The sequence below is a fragment of the Bradyrhizobium sp. USDA 4011 genome, assembly GCF_054063415.1.
Genome location: NZ_JBSSGG010000001.1, coordinates 4,591,953 through 4,612,230, shown reverse-complemented (window position 1 = coordinate 4,612,230; position 20,278 = coordinate 4,591,953). Strand labels below are relative to the sequence as shown.

Below are 20,278 nucleotides of genomic sequence, written 5' to 3'. Positions count from 1 at the left end.
CACTCATGTCCGACAGCGTCCTGGTGCTTAACGCCGGCTCGTCCAGCATCAAGTTCGGCCTGTTCGACATCGCGCCGTCCGAGCCAGAGCTGCAATGCAAGGGGCTGCTTGACGAGCAGGAGAAGGTCCCGCGCATCGTGGTGAGCGATGTCGGGCAGGCCGCTGTTCGAGAAGCGCCGCGCGAGCGGCACGTTGGAAGACAACGGCCTGTTCGGCGATATCTTTGCCTGGATCGAGGACTATCTCGACGGCGGCAGAATCGCCGCCGTCGGCCATCGCATCGTCCATGGCGGCCGTGAGTTCTACGGGCCGGTCGTCATCGCAGGGCAGACTCTCGATGCGCTGGAGGCGTTGACGCCGCTGGCGCCGCTGCACCAGCCGCGCTGCCTTGCGCCGGTCCGGGCCGTGCGGTCACTGCAGCCGGAGCTGACGCAGATCGCCTGCTTCGACACGGCCTTCCATCACGGTCTGGCGCCGCCGGTGAGCCGCTTTGCCATCCCGCAGCAGTTTGAGCAGCGCGGCATCCGCCGCTACGGTTTCCACGGCCTTTCCTTCGAATACGTCGCCAGCCGGCTCGCCGCGATCGCGCCGCAATGGGCCGACAAGCGCGTCGTCGTGGCACACCTCGGCAATGGCGCGAGCCTCTGTGCCTTGCGAAAGGGCGACAGCGTCGACACCACGTCGACACCACGATGGGATTGACCCCACTCGACGGTCTCGTGATGGGGACACGCTGTGGAACGATCGACCCCGGCGTGCTGCTTTATCTCATGCAGGAAGAGAAAATGTCGGTCGATGACGTGCAGCACCTGCTGTATGAACGTTCGGGTCTGCTCGGCGTCTCCGGGGTGTCAGCCGACATGCGCGCCCTGCTGGCGAGCCATGATCCTGCGGCTCGCGAAGCCGTCGATCTCTTCACATTTCGTGTCGCCGCAGAAGTCGCCTTGATGGCAAATACCCTCGCCGGCCTCGATGGCCTGGTGTTCACCGGCGGCATCGGCGAGCACGCCCCGGAAATCCGTCAGCGCATCTGCGATCGTCTCTCCTGGCTCGGGGTCAGCATCGATGCAGCCGCAAATGCTCAGGGCGCACAGCGTATCGCCGCGAAGGGCAGCCCGGTCGACGTACTGGTCATTCCGACCAATGAGGAAGTCAGTATTGCGCGGCACTGCCGCAGCCTGCTGGTCACAGGTCGCTAGGTCGCTAGGTCGCGACGACCTTGGCTCGGCGGCAGCCGCCGAGCAAGCCTGATCCAGGACGTTCGTTGTGAGACGCTGCAACGATCTGGTTCAGTCCGTCGCCGCAACCCACATCACGAGCTCCCTCGCGAGGGTGCCGAACGCCTTATCGAAGGCGGCGGCCGCCTCGGACGGCATCAGCGCGCTAATTCCTTCGGATCCCTCGAGAAGCTTTGCAGCCTTTACCTGACCATTTCGATCCACGATCTTCGCGGACAAGGAGATCGTCGCGCGCGGTTGCGGTCCCTGCACGATTTCGAACCGGCGCAGGTCGATCAGCAGACGCGGCGCACCTTCTACGCCGCTGTCGGCGCGCAGTGGCGCATGCTCGACGTCGTAGTTCTCGAAGCTCTGCAGCAACCGCGCCTGCACCAGCACGGGGAGACTATCGCTCCACTGCGCACCTTCGAATCCCTGAATTTCCTCATCCGGCATGAACAAGAAGCGCTGGGTCTGGAGGCGGGCGATCGCGGTCGGCTCCGCCATGACCAGCTGCTCGGGCAGATTCGCATGGCGTTGCGCGCCGAAGCTGTCCACCGCGTGAAGGTCATACGCCACCTTGCGCGGCGCGGGCGCACCGCCGCCGGTCATGCGTTCGAGTCCGGCCACAATTCCATCGAGCTTCGGCGTGTTGCGCGCGAGCCCTTCAGCGAACGTGCTGAGATTGTCGATCGTGCTGTGCAGCGGCGCGGCGTTGTCGGACAGCACGGCGTCGACCCGGCGTAGCGCATCGCGGGCGGCCTGCGTCATGCTCCGCCCGGCCCCCTTTTCGGCCACCAGCGGTTCTCGCGCCGGCGGCGCCTGGGGATCATCACCGCCTTCCAGCGCGATCACCGGGACACCAGTCAATCCCTGGAAGTCGAGGCCGACGCGCGTGTCGGTATGCACCGGCGTGCGCTCGGCGACTGCGATTCTGGCGCGAACCTCGCGCGGGCGCTCCGGAACCAGTTCAAGGGCCGTGACCTCGCCGACGCGGATACCGTTGAAGAGAACGCCCGCCCCGACGAGGAGACCAGGCACGGGGTCAGTAAAGACGAGCTGATATGTCTCCCGCTTTCCAATTCCACCGAAATTGTTCAGCCAGTAGACGAAGCCGAACACGGCGACGATGGCCGACAATACGAATGCACCAATGACAATGTAGGGCGCGCGGATTTCCATATGTGTCTCTCTCTGCCTAATTGCCGAGACCAAGCTTTTGCGCCCGAGCTCCGTGAAAGTAAGCCTGGACCCAGGGGTGATCGGACTTGAGCACCGATGACAGCCGCCCGATTGCTGCGATCCTGCCGTCGGCAAGGGCGGCGACGCGGTCGCAGATGGCTTGCAGGCTGTTCAAGTCGTGCGTCACCATGAACACAGTGAAACGCAACGTCCGATGTAGCGTCCGGATCAGGGTATCGAATTCGCCCGCAGCGATGGGATCGAGCCCGGACGTTGGCTCATCGAGAAACAAGAGCGAGGGGTCGAGCGCCAGTGCCCGCGCGAGCGCAACCCGCTTGGTCATGCCGCCCGAGAGCTCGGACGGATACTTGTCCCCGTCTTCGCGCGTCAGGCCGACCATTTCGAGCTTGGCGTCCGCAATTTCGTCCAGCAGCCCTGGCGACAGCCGGGCGCGCTCGCGCAGCGGAAACTGGATGTTCTGGCGAGCCGTCAAGGCCGAGAACAGCGCCCCCTGCTGGAACAGCACGCCCCAGCGGCGTTCGTCATCGCTGTCGCCTGCGAAATCGATCTGCCCGCTCCGCTTCGGAAGCAAACCGACCAATGACCGCATCAGCACCGACTTTCCGCCGCCGGACGCACCCACGAGGCCGAGAATTTCACCGTCGTTCACATCGAGATCGAGATGATCGAGAATGATCTTCTCGCCGAAGCCGACCACGAGGTCGCGGATATGGATCGCTGGCGTGTTGACCATGGCTACATCCCGATCGATGCAAAGAACACCGCGAACAATCCGTCGAGCACGATCACGAGGAAGATCGATTTCACGACCGACGCCGTCGTCTGCTGCCCCAACGACTCCGCGCTGCCCTTGACGCTCAATCCCTCCACCGCCGCGACAAGCCCGATCACGAGTGCCATGAATGGCGCTTTGATGATACCGACCTCGAAATGAGTGACTGAAACCGCGTCGTGAAGGCGCGCGATGAAGATCGCCGGACTCATGCCGCCATAGAGCCAGGCGACGAGCCCGCCGCCATAGAGCGCCGCGAGCGAGCCGAGAAAGGCGAGAATCGGCAGCGCCACCACCAGTGCCAGGATCCGCGGCAGAATCAGGACTGCGACAGGATCGAGCCCCATGGTGCTGAGCGCATCGATCTCCTCACGCATCTTCATCGCACCGATCTCGGCCGTATAGGCGCTGCCCGAGCGCCCGGCCACCATGATGGCCACGATCAGCACGCCAATCTCGCGCAGCACGAGGATGCCCACCATGTCGACGACATAGGATTCCGCGCCAAAACGGCGGAAATGGAAGATGCCCTGCTGAGCAATGATGGCGCCGATCAGGAACGTGATCAGCACCATGATCGGCACCGCTTGCCAGCCCACCCGGCCGAGCTGATAGACGGTCGACGTCAACCGGAACGATCGCGGATGCCTGAGAATGCCGAGCAGCGCCACGCTGAAGGCGCCGAGCATATGCAAGAATGCCGCCGAATCGGACGCCAACCGCCTGCTGCCGCGGCCTAGCTGATCGAGTCTCTGCAGCACGGGGTTGACTGATCTGCGTTCGGCGGGGCCGGAACGGTTCAGTCCTCGTACCTCTTCCAGCAGGTCGCCATATGGACCGTCGGCACCTGTGAGGGCTGCTCTGGCAGCGCCACCGCGGGCAAGCTTTTCAAGAAGCCAGGCCCCGACGGTGTCGAGCGCGGTGACACGACGTACATCGATCGAGCCGATATCGGTGCGCGCGGCGTTCGTACACAGCCGCTCCAGCGCTTCGACGTTGGCAACGTTCCAGGCCCCACATGCGGTAAGCACGCGCGGATCGTCCGCATTCGCTGTCAGGGCCGGGGCGTTGAGCAAGATTCTCACTCCAATTTGCAGCTTACCTTAGGCTGCTGGAGAGGGTTGTGTTTGACGCAGCGCAATCGACTTCACCGTGCCCCAGACATGCGCTTGACCCAAATCAACGGCTTGGCGCGCCGCGGCTCTAGAATTGAGCAAATTGCCCGACAGCTCGGGCATGTTCAGGGAGATTTCTGATGAATCGCGCCGCCTTCACGCCTCTGCAAAACACTGCGTTGCCGCACTCGTTCAGGCAGGTTCGGCTTGAGCGCGCGCGCGAGCATGATCACCCCGAGGGCGCGCCCGCGATCGGCTATATCATCGTCGCCCCGCTCGACACGGCATCACGGATCGATGTCGAGACCTGGAAAACCCATCGCGAGGCTTGCCGCGTCGTGCGTCAGCGCCCCACGGAAGACGATCAGCTCGGTCACCTCGTTCATGGTCCGGGCGGCAGCTGGCGCTTCCATTACGACGTGGCCGGTTCGACAGCCGATGAAGCCGGATATCATTTCGGCAACGAGCGCTTTCGGCTCGGCGAATACGTCTCCGTTCATGAGGCGGACGGCATGCACCCCTACCGGGTCGTCTCCGTCACACCGCTTTGATCGCGACTGCGCCGGATCAGGATGTCGGCGCCCAAGGCATCGACTGCCGAAACGGAGAGGTCGAGGACGACATTGACGATCCGGTGGTCGGTCGGCGCCGTCACGGCGGTGAATCCGAGTTCATGGCACATGTTCAGCATGGTGGTGTTCTCGGCCAGCACTTCACCTGACAGCCGCTTCAGCCCTTCCGACCTTGCATACTGAATCAGAAGCTGCATCAGCGCCCACCCAAATCCTCTGCCCTTGAGGTCGGATTGCAGCAGGATAGCGTATTCGGCATTCTCGTAGAGCGAGTCCGAATGAAGCTGGACCGCTCCCACCATAGCACCGGTGCTCGGATCCAGCGCCGCAAAGACCATCGCACGCGCATAGTCGAGCTGGGTCAGCCGGGCAATGAACGCATGCGAAAAATTCTTCATTGCCTGGAAGAAGCGAAGCCTGAGATCCTCGGCCGTTACACGCCTGAAGAAGCTCTCGACCATGGGCTCATCTTCCGGCCGCAACGGTCTTATCACGACGCGCGAGCCGTCCCTCAGGGCAAGCTCTCCTTCCCATTGCGACGGGTAAGGCCGCACCGCGAGCCGCGTCCGACCTGCAAACAGCCGCGCCGGCTTGCGGACCGCCACCCGCGCATCGAGCGCGAGCACGCCGGTTTCATCCGCCAGCAGCGGATTGATATCGAGCTCTGCGACTTCCGGAATATCGGCCGCCATCTGCGCCAGTTTGACGAGGGTGAGGGGCACGACCTCGGCCGGGACCGCGGGCACATCGCGATAGGCAGCCAGGAGCCGCGAGACCTGTGTCCGGCTCACCAGGTCGCGCGCCAGGTTCATGTCGAGCGGTGGCAGCGCCAGCGCCTTGTCGTTCATCACCTCGACCGCGGTGCCACCGCGGCCAAACACGACGACGGGACCGAAGGTCGGATCGTCGGCAATGCCGAGGAGCAACTCGCGTGCCGCCCGTCGCTCGATCATCGGCTGGATCGTCACGCCTTGCAGGACGGCATCCGGACGCGCGTTCCGGGCGCGCGACAACACTGCCCTCGCTGCCTCGGCGACACGTTCGCGCGTCCGCAAGCCGAGGATGACGCCGCCGACATCCGACTTGTGGCTGATGTCGCGGGAGAACACCTTGACCGCAACCGCAAGTCCCTGGGCCAGAAACGGCGCCGCCTTGTCTGCGGCATCGTCGGCACCACAGGCGGCGACGGTAGGAACGATCGGAATATCGTAAGCCTCAAACAGGGCGACGATCTCGGCCGGGTCGAGCCATTCCCGCCCTTCGGACAGCGTCTTCGCTATCACGCTCCTTGCCGCCGCCGTTTTCGGCGTAAACGTCGAGGCGATACTGGGCGGAGTTGCAGCCAGCGCGGTGGAGGCCTCGCGATATCTCACCAAGTACATGAACGCGCGCACTGCGTCATCTTCGGTGGGGAAATGCGGGACGCGGGCCGCTTCGAAGGTTGCCGCCGTGCGCTCGTCGGCACCATCCCACGATGCAAGCACCAGCACGGCAACGTCGCTCTTTTTGGCCCGACGGTCGCGAACACATTGTGCCACCGCTTCGGCGATTCCTTCGGTCGGCGCGACCGCGGTTTCCACGTTCATGACCAGCACGGCGTCGCTGTTGACGTCCTCCAGCAGCACGCCGAGCGCAGATACGTAGCGGGCAGCATCGGCATCGCCGGAGATGTCGACGGGGTTCGCGCGAGACCAGCCTTGCGGCAGAACCCGATCGAGCGCCGCGATCGTCTCAGTCGACAGGCTCGCTGGAACACCCCCGAGCTCAACGAGCCGGTCGATCGCGAGGATGCCCAGCCCGCCGCCATTGGTCAGGATCGACAGCCGGTTGCCGCGCGGAACGAAGCCGCGGCCAAGCAACTCGGCGCAGTCGAACAATTCCCGAAGGTCGTACACGCGCAGCATGCCGGCCCGGCGGAACGCCGCATCATAGACCGCGTCCGAACCGGCCAGCGCGCCGGTATGGGTAGCGGCGGCCTTGGCGCCCTGGGCCACTCGGCCCGCTTTCACGACAATCAGTGGCTTGAGCCGCGCCGCGGCGCGCGCGGCCGACATGAATTTGCGCGCGTCCTTGACGGCCTCGAGGTAGAGCACGATCGCGTTGGTATGATCGTCCTGCGCGAAATAGTCGAGCAAATCAGCGACATCGACGTCGAGCTGGTCTCCGATCGATACGATACCGGAGAAGCCGAGCCGCCGCTCTGCCGCCCATTCGATCATCGCTGCAGCAATCGCCCCGGACTGCGAGATCAGCGCAAGACGCCCGTCGGCGGGCCGATGTGCGGCAAAGCTCGCATTGAGCTTTGCGCGCGGCACCATGACGCCGAGACAGTTCGGCCCGATCAGGCGCATACCCTGCATGCGCGCCGTCCGGGCGACCGTCTCGGCAAACGAGCCGACGCCATGTCCGAGACCGGACGACAGGATCACCGCACCGGCGACACCGACCGCAGCAGCGTCCGAGATGATTCCGGGAATCGCTGTCGCGGGCGCCGTGATTGCGAGGAGGTCCGGAACGAATGGAAGTGACTTGAGATCCGGGAATGTAACCTCGCCATCGATCGCAGTGTAATTCGGATTGACCACGGCGATGCGGCCGGAAAAGCCGCACGCCTTGAGGTTCATGAGCACCGCCAAGCCGAGCGAAGATGGACGCGAACTGCCGCCGACAAGTGCGACCGTTCGAGGCGAAAGAACCCGTTCTAGACCAAACGTAGACATCGGACGGTCTCGCAGGGAACGAGCGGAGGCGCCTGCCGTTTCGTGCAGCGCGCCAGAGCCCGCATGACATCCTCGCGAGCAATGATCCCGACCAGGTGGTGATACTTGTCAATCACGGGCAGGCTCTTAAGCCGATGTGCGACCATCATCTGCAGAACACGCTGCAAATTCATGTCCGGCTCCACCGCGATCACGTCGGACGACATGATCTCATCGACCGTCGTTCCCATCCGATCGTCGTAACGTGGCAAGATGTGATCTGTCGGACAGGCGAACACCTTCAGGGCGTCGAGCTTCGTGACGAAGCCGACCACGACATCGTCGCGGAGCACGGGATAGGCGTCATAGTCGTCTTTTGCGAACAACCGGTACAAGTCGCTGACCGTCATTTCGGGAGCGACGCTTCGTACCGACCTCGTCATGTTGCTCGCGACGGTTTCCTGAAGAAACTCGTACATGGCTAATCCCCTTGGATGGATGGCTATTTCGTGGGCGCGTCGCTCGCCGACGGGCGACGCACCCGGCAGGGCGGCTACGCTGCCGTCTTGATCTCGATCTGCCTGCTTTGCTTGGGAGCCGGCTTCTTGACGGTGACCTTGAGCACGCCCTTGGCGATTTCGGCGCTGACGTCTTCCGCCTTGACGCCCTCGGGCAATGCAACGGACCGCGAGAACGCGCCGAAGCTGCGCTCGATCAGGTGATAGTCCTTGTCCTTCTCCTCGCGCTCGCTCTTCTTCTCACCCCGGATCGTGAGCGTGTTGTCGGCGAGATTGAGCTGAACGTCCTTGGTCTCGAGGCCAGGCAGCTCGGCGGAGATCTCGACGGTCTTGTCGGTCTCGCTGACGTCCATTCGCGGCATCATCGCCTGCGACGCGGCGAATGTCGGAAAATTGCGGCCGAATCCATCGAACAGCCGATCGATTTCCTGCTGCAGAAATGTGAAGGGGTTGTTCTCCCGCCGCGCCAAGGCGCGCTCGGTTCGAACGGGGATCATGTCGTTGACCATCAATACCTCCTGTTTGAGTGTCGCTTACGTGTCAACGTTAATCAGGAGCAGCCACGCGGCTGTTGACCGGGATCAAAACCGGGCCAATGTGATGTGATCAAAGGAGGGGCACAGACCGAAGCGAGTCCCGTCATGCACGCCATGATCCTGCCCGCGCGAAGCGCGCGGCTGCAATATGCGGAGCGGCCCGACCCACTTCCGGGACCGGGCGAGGTCCGCGTCAAGGTCGGCGCCTGTGGCGTTTGCCGCACTGACCTGCATGTCGTCGACGGAGAGCTGCCCGACATCGCCTATCCGATCGTTCCCGGCCATGAGGTGGTTGGCCGTATCGATGCGACCGGCGACGGCGTAGACCATGCGCATCTTGGCACCCGCGTCGGCGTTCCCTGGCTTGGATCGACCTGCGGGCATTGTCCCTACTGCCGGGAAGGCAAGGAAAACCTCTGCGACGCCCCCCTGTTCACCGGCTATACGCGGGACGGCGGCTTTGCCACCCACCTGGTGGCAGACGCGCGCTATTGCTTTCCGCTCGGCGAAGACGGCGAGGACGCGGAACTTGCACCGCTGCTCTGCGCCGGCCTGATCGGCTGGCGCTCCCTGGTGATGGCTGGCGACGGCCGCAAGCTCGGCATCTACGGTTTTGGCGCGGCGGGACATATCGTCGCGCAAGTGGCGCGTTGGCAAGGGCGGGATGTGTACGCTTTCACCCGTGCGGGCGACACCGAGGCCCAACACCTGGCTTTGTCGCTCGGCGCATGCTGGGCCGGCGCTTCGGGAGATCGGCCGCCGGCCGAACTTGATGCCGCAATCATCTACGCCCCGACCGGGCCGCTTGTCCCGCTCGCGCTGCGCGCGCTGCGCAAAGGCGGACGTGTGGTCTGTGCCGGCATTCACATGTCGGATATTCCGAGCTTTCCCTACGACATCCTTTGGGGTGAACGGCAGATCGTTTCCGTTGCCAACCTGACGCGACAAGATGGCGTCGACTTTCTCAAGACGGCGGCAAAAGCTGGAATCCGGACGCACGTCACCGTCTTTCCGTTGGATCAGGCGAATGAAGCACTGGCGCGCTTGCGGGACGGCAAGCTCGTCGGCGCAGCCGTTTTGAAACCATGACGACGCCGACATCAACACCCGGCGCGGCCACAGGCGAAACTGGCCAAGCCGCTGTATTGTCGTTCCTGGCCGGGTCTGGCCAGCCGACCGTGCCGGTAAGGCGGATCGACACCCATTGTTCGATCGTCTTTCTCGAACCTTCGCGTGTTCTGAAGATCAAGCGAGCTATCAAGCTGCCATATCTCGACTTCTCGACACTGGAGAAGCGGCGGCGCGCCTGCGAGGATGAGATCGCCATCAACAAGCGCAACGCCCCCGCCATCTATCACAGGGTGGTTCCGATCACGCGCGGGCGCGATGGTCTTGCGATCGGAGGGAACGGACCGGTTGTCGAATGGGCCGTCGAAATGGCTCGCTTCGACGAAAACAAGACGCTCGATCGTCTTGCCGAGCAAAATGCAATCCGGCCGGAACTCGGCGAGGGACTGGCCGCCATCCTGCTCGAATCCCATCGGACCGCAACCAGACGCGAAGGGACCCCATGGCTTGCCTCGCTCCCGGTCATCATCGATCGCAATACGGAGCAGTTTTGCGCCGAGCCAGTTCTCTCCCGGCAGGAAATCGATAGATTGCACGAACGGAGTCATCAGGCCCTCGCGCGCAACCTCGAACTGCTGCGCCGCCGCGCCGCCGCTGGGCAGGTCCGGCACTGTCACGGCGATGCACATCTCGGCAACATCGTCCTGCTCGACGGCCAGCCCGTTCTGTTCGATGCGATCGAGTTTGACCCCAATATCGCGACGACCGACGTCCTCTATGACCTCGCATTCCCCGTGATGGACCTGCTGTACTTTGGGCAGGAGCCGACGGCCAACAGACTGTTCAACAACTATGCGCAAGCCACCTGGGATGCACAATCGAACGCGCTGTCCTTGCTACCGCTGTTTCTGTCGATGCGCGCTGGAATACGCGCCAACGTGCTGTTCACCAAGCGGCGACAATACCAAAGCGACCAAACGATCACCGCTCACGCAGAACGGTATTTCCAGCTTGCGCACCGGCTCATTGAACCCGGGCCATCCCGCCTGCTTGCAATTGGTGGGAAGTCCGGTACCGGCAAGAGCGTGCTGGCACGCGACATGGCGCATCTGATCACGCCGTCCCCGGGCGCCCTGGTTCTGCGATCGGATGTCATTCGCAAGCAGCTCAACCAGGTCGCCGAGCACGCCACGTTGCCGCCGGAGACCTATACTCCCGAAGCATCCGACCGCGTCTACCAGACCATGCTCGATCGTGCCGGGCACGCCTTGGCGCAAGGAATCTCAGTTATTCTCGACGCCGCATTCCTGCAGCAAGCCGAACGCGACGCCGCAAAAGCAGTTGCGCGCCGTGCCAAGGTCGAATTCAGCGGGATATTTCTGACTGCCGATGACACCCTGCGGCTGCAACGTGTCGCATTGCGGCGACACGACGCCTCCGATGCGACGGTCCACGTTGTCAACGCCCAAGCGAAGATTGATACCGGCGAGGTCGATTGGGAAATCGTGGACGCCTCCGGTTCGCCGGCCACGACACTCCACCGCAGCATGTCCTGTTTCAAAACGAACCGTGCCCCTCCAACGCGCGGAAGGCCCCCTAAGGGAATATCCGGAATTGGTCGAGCCGACTAAGTCTGTCAGCATCCTTTTACGAGAACAGGAGGATGCTATGAAACGCGCATTGGGTGTTCTTTTTGCCGGAAGCGCAATCGCTACGGCGGCGCTTGTTCTATTCTACAATTGGTTCTTCCCCGACGCGATGCCGCTAGCCTCGACCGAGCCGCTTCTGGCTTGGCGATTTGACGCGGCCTTTGTCGTATCGGCGGTAGCTTGGACCGCAGCCTTTGTGGCAGCGGCGTCTGCGTTGTCGTTGCTGCTGATAGCCTTCACCGGTCGGGACGCCACCGTCGAGCGCTAGAAGGGGTCGCCTAACCAGCCTTGACGTCCGCCATGCATCGAGGGCCGACCTTGCAGGGGCCGGCCCTCGATGCATTCGCATGAAAGATCATCCACAGGCTGGCGATCGGCGGCTGCGCTCGAAGCTGACGTTCAAGCCTCGTCGACGTGAGCCGATCCGGTGCTTCCCAGGATCGCAGCGAACCGAGCCGCCATGCTGGAGCGACACCGCCACTCACGCGGATGATGGACGGTCACGCCTGGCGCCGCCACACACTCCAGAGCGCACCGACCATCAGAAGTCCGGTTACGAGTAGAACGACGACGAACATCTGCATGATGTCGAAATTGAGTGTATCGCGCGCGACAAACAGCGCTGCGACGAACCCCGCGAGTATCAAGAGAATTCGAACGATGAGATTCACGGCTCACTCCTGCAGACGGCGGGGCATTGAACCAGACCCTCAACCCTGCGGGCGGCGCTGCTACCATAGGGACCAGACACCAGCGAAGCTTTGCGGCAGATCAAGCCCGTCTCCTCGGCGACAGCCGGCCGGATCAATGCTGCAGGACGTACTGTCCGGGCGCATCGTCGAGCGGCAATCTACCCTCGGGCGCGCAAAGCGCCGACTGCGCCGGCACCCATGCACCGGAATGCGCCGTGAGGAAACGAACCCACTCCAGCCACCAGGATCCGTCGCGATTCACCGCCTTCCGCAGCCACTCGTCGGGGCCGACATAAGGTTGATCCGCCTTCTTCTCCAACAACTGATAACTGCGCCCCTCCTCCGAGGGCGAAGCAACGATGCCGGCGTTGTGACCGCCGCTCGCCAGCACGAAGGTGATATCGGCATCGGCCAACAGGTGAATCTTGTGAACCGACCGCCAGGGCGCGACGTGATCACGAACGGTGCCGACCACGAACATGGGGGCGCGAAGGTCGGAGAGGGCCACCGGCTGCCCGTCCGCCAAATAGTGGCCCTCGGCAAGGTCGTTGTTGAGAAACAGCTTGCGCAGATAATCCGAATGCATCCGGTAGGGCATGCGAGTCGCATCCGCATTCCATGACATCAGGTCACTCGGTGCGGCGCGCTCTCCCATGAGATAATCTCGTACCAGGCGCGACCAGATCATGTCGTTCGACCGCAGCAACTGGAACGCACCGGCCATCTGCGCCGTCTCGAGCACGCCGCGCTGCCGCATCATATCCTCCAGGAACGCAACCTGGCTTTCGTTGATGAAGAGCGTCAGCTCGCCAGCATCGGTGAAATCGACCTGAGCTGCCAAGAGCGTCACCGAGCGCAGGCAGCCGGGCCGCTCCTTCTGCAGCCGAGCAGCCGCAATTGCGAGTAGCGTTCCGCCAAGGCAGTAGCCGGCCGCATGGATTGGACGTTCGGGAGCAAGCTGATTGATCACGTCGATCGCGGCGTCGATCCCAAGCTTGCGATAGTGATCGAGACCAAGTTCGCGATCGGCTGGCCCGGGGTTGCGCCATGAGATCATGAACACCGTAAAGCCGCGTTGAACCAGGAAGCGCACGAGCGAATTCTGCGGCGAGAGATCTAGGATGTAATACTTCATGATCCACGCCGGCACGATAAGTACCGGTTCGGGGCAAACGTCGGCCGTCTCGGGTGCGTATTGGATGAGCTCGATCAGCTCATTCCGGTAGACAACCTTGCCCTTGGTCGCGGCAACATCCTTGCCGACCACAAATGGGACGGGTCCGGACGGACTGGCGCTCAACAGGTCCCTGCAATCTTCCAGCCAGTTATGCCAGCCCGACACGAAGTTGCCACCACCTGAATCCATCGCCCGCCGCAGCACCTCGGGGTTGCTGAACGCGAAGTTGGACGGCGCCACGACATCGAGACATTGGCGGACGGTGAAATCGACAATTGCTGCATTTGCCTTCGAGACGCCACGCAGGTCGCTGGCCGCCGAATGCCACCACTGTTCGCCCAGCAGGAAAGCCTGGGCCATGATATTGAAGGCCGGCAGCGACCAATCCTGGCCGGAAAACCTATTGTCGCCCGGCTGAGGCTTGACCATGAACCAGGGCTGCCAGGCCGCATGCGGCGTCGACACCATTCGCGCGAAGCGTGAGCCGTCACCAAGAGCTTTCAGTGCAAGCTCAAGCCGTTTTCCGGGCGACGCCGCGAGGTGGAGCTGCCAATCGGCAAACGCGAGCGCAAGGCTCGCCGGCGAGATGCCCCCAGTCCATCGCGCCATTGCCGCGTGAGCCAACTGGTCGATCGATTCGGCCGCCGTCGATCCTTCACTTTCAGGGACCACGGAGGCTGGCTTTCTGGCAGCCGCCACATCGTCGTTGGCCGGGGATGTGGTCTGGTCGAGAACTGCTTGGACTGTCATCGCTCACCTTCTTGCTCGAGCGGGATGAGCTCGGCCCTTACTTGTGTTCGCGTTCGGCGCCTGCTCCGACGCCAGACGTCCCTGCCTATTCGAAACGGAACCGTTTCCGGCCCAATGCCACGATCTCGCCGTCCGTCGGATGATCGCTCGGCTCAACATGCACATTGAGGTCGGGCCTTGCCGTTCTGAGATACTGCATCAGCTCGGTCTTCTCGGTGCCTGGTCCGATGACGATCAGATCGCTGCAACCGCCCACAGCCTCCCCTACCCGGGCGAGGAATGTCGCGTCGGCCTGGACGCGGCCGTCACCGATGGTATTCGCCTTGTGATGCAGATGCTGCGAGGGCAAATGCGCATGAACGGCCGCGGCGCTGACGCCTGTCAATCCAATGCCGAAAACCTTCGCGACAAGGTGATCGATCCAAACGACGACATGCGCATGTGTTTGCAAGGCGATCTCGCTCATGAAGTGACTCCGGTGCTTGCTTTCTCTGCTTCTCTCAATCGTTGCGCCAATGCTGCAAGCAGTTCCCTGCGGCTAACAATGCCGACGACGGCACCGGCACAGACCACGGGAACCTGGGCAACATCGTAGATATCCATCTGCGCGACGACGTCCTCGATCGAGGCCTCGACATCGACGGTGATCGGAGAAGAGCTCATGAGCGAACCGACCCGCAAGGTGCGCATGCGTTCGCGTTCGGGCGTGTTCTCTGCAATGCCGAGCAGCGACTCCAGCCAGTTTCCGGATGGTGGGCTGACGCCAAGCTCGTCACGGTGAAGGAAATCGCCCTCCGAAACCATGCCAATGAGAGCTCCAGCATCGTCGATCACCGGCAGGCCGCGCTGATCGGTCTCAAGCAGCAGGTCGACGGCGTTGAGCACCGTGGCGGTCGGCTTGATCGTCGCGAATGAACTGCGCATCACATCGGTTGCAAGCATGGTCATTCTCCCATTCAGCACATGTGCTGGCCGCCGTTGATCGACAGCGTCGACCCGGTGATGAACCCTGCTTCGTCGGCGGCAAGAAATGCGACGGCACGGGCAATTTCTTCCGGCTGCCCCAGCCGCCCAACCGGGATCTGCGGCAGAATTGAGTTCTGCATGACTTCAGTCGGCACCGCGGCCAGCATCTCGGTATTGATGTAACCCGGGCAGATCGCATTGACCGTAATCCCAAACCGCGCGCTTTCGAGCGCGAGCGCGCGGGTGAAGCCGAGCTCGGCGGCCTTCGCCGCGGCATAATTGGTCTGGCCGATCTGGCCCTTCTGCCCGTTGATGGACGAAATGTTGATGATCCTTCCGAACTTGCGCGCCCGCATGCCCTCGATCAGCGGCCTGCACATGTTGAACAGCGAATCCAGATCAGTTCGGAGCACCGCGTCCCATTGCGGCTTCGTCATGCGGTGCAGCGCGGCGTCGCGCACGATGCCGGCATTGTTGACCAGGATGTCGATCGGACCGAGCGCGGCTTCGACCTCGCGGACACCAGCTGCGCAGGCATCGAAGTCGGCAACATCCCACCGGAAGGTGCGAATTCCGGTCTGCTCGCCAAATCGGCGCGCAGCGTCCCCATTTCCGGCATAGCAGGCCGCAACCCGATATCCAGCAGCTGCGAGGGCGCGCGAAATCGCCGCGCCGATTCCCCTGCTTCCACCCGTAACCAATGCGACGCGCGCCATGCCCGCTCCTCCAAGCTCGGCGCAACATTTGCGCGAAATACACGCTCGATGAATTGATCTCGCTCAATCAGAATCCACGAACGCGCATGAGGCAGATCAAATCGGCCCACCTCGACCGGTGCTTTAATGACACATGCTCTTCCACCCCCCTTTGGAGAACGGCCCATGTTCAAGAACATCCTGGTCCACATTCCGACGGAGCTGTCGCCACGTCCCGCGGTCGACGGATCGGTTTCGCTCGCGCTCGGCATCGGCGCGCATCTCGACGCAATGGCGATCGGCTACGAGACTGCCAGCGTACCGCTGGTCGCCGAAGGAGGGGTGGCGGTCGCCTCCCTGTTCGAGGCCGAGCACGATCAGGCTCTCGAACGCGCCGAGGCGGCGCTGCGCGTCTTCGACATCGAGGCACGGAATGCAGGGATATCCTACGCGACCCGCGCCGTGGGTGCGCTTCCGATCGATGCGCGCGAGATCATCTGCGCGAACGCGCGTCTGCACGACCTCACCGTGGTCGCCCAGCCGCTGGGCGACTACAACAGCTATGACAATGTGATCCCACGTGAGCTTTTGTTCCAGGCCGGCGGTCCCGTCCTGTTCATGCCCTACACGTTCCACGGCGCATTTTCAGCGAAGCGGATCGGGATCTGCTGGGACGGCAGCCGGCTTGCCGCCCGCGCGCTGCATGATGCGATGCCGCTGCTGCGCGCTGCCGACGCCCTTGCCATCATCACCATCGATGGCCCTGACCCTATCCCTGCGGAGAGCTCCGCCGACCATCTGGTGCGATATCTTGCCAAGGCCGGTCTTCCGGCCAAGATCACATCGTTGCCGGCGTCCAAGTCGGAGGTTCAGTCGATCCTGCTGTCGATCGCGGCGGATGAGAGCCTGGATCTTCTGGTGATGGGTGGGTACGGCCACTCCCGTCTGCAGGAAACTCTGCTCGGCGGCGTCACGCGCGACATGCTGCGCGCGATGACCGTTCCGGTCCTGATGTCTCACTAAGCGAGGCGAATTGTGAAGTATCCTGCCGGAACATTTCCAAGGCATGTGGCCCGCGGATTCGCCATCATCGGCGCGATCTGCGCCGCACTGACTCCAGCTGCTGCGGACCAGGCGCAAGGCCGTCGCCTTGCGCAGCTCTACTGCGCCCGCTGCCATGCAATCGACAAGGTGAGCCCGAGCCCGCTGAGGATAGCACCTCCGTTCCGGACATTGCACGAACGCTATCCGGTCGAGATGCTGCAGGAATCGCTGGCGGAAGGAATCGTCACCGGCCATCCGACCATGCCCCAGTTCAGCTTCGAGGCGGACCAGGTGGGCGACTTCATTCTGTTCTTGAAATCACTGGAGCGCGGGCAAGCAGACCGTTGAGCCAGGTCAATGTGCGGAGGGCACGGCGCTTTATTGTATTTTTCTCAACACGGAGGTCCGACATGCGTGCGCATCAGATCATGACCAAGCATATCATCGCCGTCAGTCCGCACACGAAGATCCTGGATGCGGCCAACATCATGCTGCGATGTCACCTCAGCGGTCTGCCGGTGATGGACGAAGACGGCACGCTCAGGGGCATGGTGTCCGAGGGAGATTTCCTGCAGCGCGGCGAGATCGGCACGGGCCACAAGCGCTCAGCATGGCTGGAACTGTTCACCGGCGTGGGTCGTGCCGCGACCGATTTCGTGCACGAGCGCGGTCGCAAGGTCGAGGATGTCATGACCGCGAACCCGATCACCGTCGAGGAGCAGACGCCGCTCGACGAGATCGTGCATCTGATGCAGAAGCATGGCGTGAAGCGGGTGCCGGTCGTGAACGGCAAGACCATGGTCGGGATCGTCACCCGGGCGGACATCCTGCAGGCCGTCGCATCGCTGGCGCGCGAGGTTCCCGACCCGACCGCCGACGACAGCCATATCCGTGAACGGATCCTGCGCGAAATCAACGCCACCGGCTGGCGTCCCGCCGGCTTCCAGGTCTGGGTCCGCAACGGCGTCGTGCATCTGCACGGCCTGATCTTCGATGACCGCGCGCGCCAGGCCGCGATCGTGCTCGCCGAGAACACCTCGGGCGTCAAGGAGGTCCATGATCACCTCTGCTTCGTCGACGGTTATTCCGGCTACTATGTGGAATCGCCGGAAGACATCAAGGCGGCCGGCTGATCAGATCGAGGAGCTCAACATGGCAATGAGTACACTACTCGTCGTCACAGCCGTCTGTCTCATCTTCTCGATCTTTGCGCTCGCGCTCGCCTTGACCGATCGCAGCACGACGCGCTGGCGTCGGGAACAGGATGAGAATCGAGCCACCACACGCGCTGCCTATCCCGATAAGAACGGGACCTAGCCTCGCTTTTCGTCCCGCGCGCCGAGACACTGATGTCTCGGCGCGCGGCCACCGTCTGTCCCTCTATCCCCTGGACCTACGTACAAATACGTAAGTGGCTTCTACTTAGGGGAAATATCCAAATTTCCCAATCCGTGAGATGCGATCAACCTGGCTCCATCGATCTTCCCATCCATGGAGCATCGCCATGCAGACCCAGAACGCCATTTCTCTCGAGAACAGCCGTCACCCGACCAGCATCCTCAACCGACAGGCGCGCGTTGAAGGGCCCTTCGGCATGATTGGAACGCCGATGCGGTTCGCACGCAACAGCGAGATTTACGGCGAGGATGAGGCCGCGGAATACCTCTACCAGGTCGTCTCCGGCGCCGTCCGAACCTACAGAATTCTGGAAGACGGGCGTCGCCAGATCGGCGCTTTTTATCTGCCCGGAGATATCTTCGGCTTCGAGGCCGGCGAGACCCATATCTCCTCGGCCGAGGCCGTCTCCGAGGCCCGGGTCATCGTGGTCAAGCGCGCCGCGCTCATGGTCCGTGCCGGCCACGAAAAGGATCTGGCACGGCAGCTGTGGGACGCGACGGCCCAAGAGCTGCGCCGGTTCCAGGAGCATCTGATGCTCCTGATCTGCAGCGCCGAAGATCGTGTCGTCGGCTTCCTTCATGACATGGCGCGCCGCGCCTTCAAGAATGCCGCCATCGAGCTTCCGATGTCGCGCCAGGATATCGCGGACTATCTCGGCCTGACGATCGAAACGGTGTCACGCACCTTTACCCAGCTTGAGCAGAACGGCGTGATCTCGCTTCCGACCTCGCGCCGGGTGGAACTGCGCAACTGTGCGATGTCGAACCGGATCATGGCGGCGTGAGAAAGGCGCGCCAGGCTCCGAGAGCCGGCGGCGAGTGAGAGGCAAGGAATCGAATGCGGTCGAACTTGGCGATCACCTATGGGCAGGACAGGCTGCCGCGCTACACCAGCTATCCCACGGCTCCGCATTTTACCGCGGAGGTTTGTGAGGCTGATTACCGGACATGGCTCAGGTCGGTTTCAACTCGCCGGCCGGCGTCGATCTACCTGCATGTGCCGTTTTGCCGGTCGATGTGCTGGTACTGCGGGTGCCACACCTCCATCACCCAGCGTGACGAACCGGTCGCCATTTACACCGCCGGCCTTCGTACCGAAGCGTACCTCGTTGCGGAAGCGGTCGGTCAGCGATTGCCCGTCTCCCACATCCATTTCGGTGGCGGCACCCCGACGATCATGACGCCCGAAACCTTCGCCGATCTCGTCAGCGCGCTACGCTACTCGTTCTTCGTGCAGCCCGACGCCGAGGTCGCCGTCGAAATCGATCCCCGCACCCTGACCGAGCCGATGGCGGAGGCATTGGGCTACAGTGGCGTCAACCGCGCGAGCCTTGGCGTTCAGAGCTTCGATCCTGTCGTTCAGCACGCCATCAATCGTTCGCAGACCCTTGAGCAGACCGCGGAAGCGGTCGAGCGGCTGCGCCGTGCTGGCGTCGGTCGCATCAACTTCGACCTGCTCTACGGCCTGCCCTCTCAGACTGTCGCGTCCTGCCTGGATACCGTCGGCAAATGCGTCGCGCTGCGGCCCGACCGATTTTCCGTGTTCGGATATGCCCATATTCCCTCCTTCAAGAAGCACCAGCGCATGATCGACGAAGCGTCGCTGCCGGATAGTCTCGACCGGCATCGTCAGTCCGAAGCAATCGCGCAGGCGCTGACCGATGCCGGATACATTCGTATCGGCCTCGACCATTTCGCGCTCCCTGGCGATAATCTGGCCATGGCAAAGCGCCAGGGCCGGCTGCGGCGTAACTTCCAAGGCTATACGGACGATTCTGCCGAGACCCTGATCGGTCTGGGGGCCAGCGCAATCGGCCGCATGCCGCAAGGCTTCGTGCAGAATGCAGTCTCGACACGCGACTACCTTGCGCGCATCGCCGAGGACCGGCTTGCCACCGTCAAGGGCTACATGCTGACCGCGGAGGACCGTTTCCGTGCCGACATCATCGAGCGCATCATGTGCGACATGGCCGTGGACCTGCCGGGAATGTGCCGCCGACACCGCTGGGATCCTGGTTCGGCCGTCGTCGATCGTTCCAGGCTCGACAGGCTGATCGCGGACGGTGCCGTGACGATGAAGGGTGATCGCCTCTCGATTAACGATGACGCGGAATTCCTGGCCCGAAGCGTCGCCTCGGCGTTCGACGCTCACCTTGGTCGCGCCGCGGCTCGGCATAGCCAAGCGGTCTAGGTTGCGACCATGGCTTG

20 protein-coding genes and 1 pseudogene are annotated in these 20,278 nt (G+C 62.9%); 10 read left to right on the top strand and 11 right to left on the bottom strand.

The annotated features are described in order from the left end of the window. Positions 1–5 precede the first annotated feature (5 nt). Positions 6–1,199 (top strand): annotated as a pseudogene (locus ACVW1C_RS21625) (acetate/propionate family kinase). 90 nt (positions 1,200–1,289) lie between these two features. Here ACVW1C_RS21625 and ACVW1C_RS21620 read toward each other — a convergent pair. From ACVW1C_RS21620 to ACVW1C_RS21610, 3 genes are read right to left on the bottom strand one after another with little or no spacing between them, the layout of a single operon-like run. After that, a complete protein-coding gene (locus ACVW1C_RS21620; protein WP_456760139.1) occupies positions 1,290–2,399 on the bottom strand; it encodes an ABC-type transport auxiliary lipoprotein family protein in 1,110 nt (369 codons plus the stop codon). Positions 2,400–2,415: 16 nt separating this feature from the next. After that, positions 2,416–3,153: an ABC transporter ATP-binding protein gene (locus ACVW1C_RS21615; protein ID WP_456760138.1), complete on the bottom strand. Its 738-nt coding sequence runs from the start codon at positions 3,151–3,153 to the stop codon at positions 2,416–2,418. Between the two features lie 2 nt (positions 3,154–3,155). Next, positions 3,156–4,268, bottom strand: coding sequence for an MlaE family ABC transporter permease (locus tag ACVW1C_RS21610; protein WP_456760137.1), 1,113 nt, complete (start codon positions 4,266–4,268; stop codon positions 3,156–3,158). A gap of 179 nt (positions 4,269–4,447) precedes the next feature. On the opposite strand from ACVW1C_RS21610, the gene ACVW1C_RS21605 reads away from it, so the two are divergent. Further along, positions 4,448–4,858 (top strand): hypothetical protein, encoded by a 411-nt coding sequence (locus ACVW1C_RS21605; RefSeq protein WP_456760136.1) that lies wholly within the window; start codon positions 4,448–4,450, stop codon positions 4,856–4,858. Here the strand turns inward: ACVW1C_RS21605 and ACVW1C_RS21600 are convergent. The 3 genes from ACVW1C_RS21600 to ACVW1C_RS21590 form a co-directional block, all read right to left on the bottom strand. Further along, positions 4,828–7,599: a bifunctional acetate--CoA ligase family protein/GNAT family N-acetyltransferase gene (locus ACVW1C_RS21600; RefSeq protein ID WP_456760135.1), complete on the bottom strand. Its 2,772-nt coding sequence runs from the start codon at positions 7,597–7,599 to the stop codon at positions 4,828–4,830. The genes ACVW1C_RS21605 and ACVW1C_RS21600 overlap by 31 nt on opposite strands. After that, complete coding sequence (locus ACVW1C_RS21595; protein WP_456760134.1) at positions 7,581–8,057, bottom strand: CBS domain-containing protein; 477 nt, start codon at positions 8,055–8,057, stop codon at positions 7,581–7,583. The genes ACVW1C_RS21600 and ACVW1C_RS21595 overlap by 19 nt, the downstream gene beginning before the upstream one ends. Positions 8,058–8,131: 74 nt before the next feature. Continuing rightward, positions 8,132–8,605, bottom strand: a complete 474-nt coding sequence (locus tag ACVW1C_RS21590; protein WP_456760133.1) for an Hsp20/alpha crystallin family protein — start codon at positions 8,603–8,605, stop codon at positions 8,132–8,134. 132 nt (positions 8,606–8,737) lie between these two features. Between ACVW1C_RS21590 and ACVW1C_RS21585 the strand changes: the two genes are divergently transcribed. The 3 genes from ACVW1C_RS21585 to ACVW1C_RS21575 are packed head-to-tail and all read left to right on the top strand — an operon-like array spanning position 8,738 to position 11,617. After that, positions 8,738–9,721: a zinc-dependent alcohol dehydrogenase family protein gene (locus tag ACVW1C_RS21585; RefSeq protein ID WP_456760132.1), complete on the top strand. Its 984-nt coding sequence runs from the start codon at positions 8,738–8,740 to the stop codon at positions 9,719–9,721. Continuing rightward, positions 9,718–11,331, top strand: coding sequence for a bifunctional aminoglycoside phosphotransferase/ATP-binding protein (locus tag ACVW1C_RS21580; protein ID WP_456760131.1), 1,614 nt, complete (start codon positions 9,718–9,720; stop codon positions 11,329–11,331). Before ACVW1C_RS21585 ends, ACVW1C_RS21580 begins: the two co-directional genes overlap by 4 nt. A 37-nt stretch (positions 11,332–11,368) precedes the next feature. Next, entirely contained in the window at positions 11,369–11,617 is a 249-nt protein-coding gene (locus tag ACVW1C_RS21575; RefSeq protein ID WP_456760130.1) for a hypothetical protein, read from the top strand. A 232-nt stretch (positions 11,618–11,849) separates the two neighbouring features. On the opposite strand, the gene ACVW1C_RS21570 is transcribed toward ACVW1C_RS21575, so the two are convergent. The 5 genes from ACVW1C_RS21570 to phbB all read right to left on the bottom strand — a co-directional run bounded on the left by ACVW1C_RS21570 (position 11,850) and on the right by phbB (position 15,650). Further along, a complete protein-coding gene (locus tag ACVW1C_RS21570) occupies positions 11,850–12,020 on the bottom strand; it encodes a hypothetical protein (RefSeq protein ID WP_456760129.1) in 171 nt (56 codons plus the stop codon). Between the two features lie 133 nt (positions 12,021–12,153). Next, on the bottom strand, positions 12,154–13,968 hold the full coding sequence (locus ACVW1C_RS21565; protein ID WP_456760128.1) for a PHA/PHB synthase family protein: 1,815 nt from the start codon (positions 13,966–13,968) through the stop codon (positions 12,154–12,156). An 85-nt stretch (positions 13,969–14,053) separates the two neighbouring features. Further along, on the bottom strand, positions 14,054–14,434 hold the full coding sequence (locus ACVW1C_RS21560; RefSeq protein WP_456760127.1) for a hypothetical protein: 381 nt from the start codon (positions 14,432–14,434) through the stop codon (positions 14,054–14,056). Then, positions 14,431–14,910: a CBS domain-containing protein gene (locus ACVW1C_RS21555; RefSeq protein WP_456760126.1), complete on the bottom strand. Its 480-nt coding sequence runs from the start codon at positions 14,908–14,910 to the stop codon at positions 14,431–14,433. Before ACVW1C_RS21555 ends, ACVW1C_RS21560 begins: the two co-directional genes overlap by 4 nt. Positions 14,911–14,924: 14 nt before the next feature. Further along, positions 14,925–15,650: an acetoacetyl-CoA reductase gene (phbB, locus tag ACVW1C_RS21550; RefSeq protein ID WP_456760125.1), complete on the bottom strand. Its 726-nt coding sequence runs from the start codon at positions 15,648–15,650 to the stop codon at positions 14,925–14,927. A 165-nt stretch (positions 15,651–15,815) separates the two neighbouring features. Between phbB and ACVW1C_RS21545 the strand changes: the two genes are divergently transcribed. From ACVW1C_RS21545 to hemN, 5 genes are all read left to right on the top strand, one after another. Beyond that, positions 15,816–16,652, top strand: a complete 837-nt coding sequence (locus ACVW1C_RS21545; protein ID WP_456718757.1) for a universal stress protein — start codon at positions 15,816–15,818, stop codon at positions 16,650–16,652. A 45-nt stretch (positions 16,653–16,697) separates the two neighbouring features. Beyond that, complete coding sequence (locus ACVW1C_RS21540; protein WP_173640686.1) at positions 16,698–17,021, top strand: c-type cytochrome; 324 nt, start codon at positions 16,698–16,700, stop codon at positions 17,019–17,021. 62 nt (positions 17,022–17,083) lie between these two features. Further along, the gene (locus ACVW1C_RS21535) at positions 17,084–17,806 is read left to right on the top strand and encodes a CBS domain-containing protein (RefSeq protein WP_456760124.1); all 723 of its coding nucleotides are present in this window, start codon (positions 17,084–17,086) and stop codon (positions 17,804–17,806) included. A 371-nt stretch (positions 17,807–18,177) separates the two neighbouring features. Next, positions 18,178–18,855 (top strand): helix-turn-helix domain-containing protein, encoded by a 678-nt coding sequence (locus ACVW1C_RS21530; RefSeq protein ID WP_456760123.1) that lies wholly within the window; start codon positions 18,178–18,180, stop codon positions 18,853–18,855. A 53-nt stretch (positions 18,856–18,908) separates the two neighbouring features. After that, positions 18,909–20,261: an oxygen-independent coproporphyrinogen III oxidase gene (gene hemN / locus ACVW1C_RS21525; protein WP_456760122.1), complete on the top strand. Its 1,353-nt coding sequence runs from the start codon at positions 18,909–18,911 to the stop codon at positions 20,259–20,261. Positions 20,262–20,278: the final 17 nt, after the last annotated feature.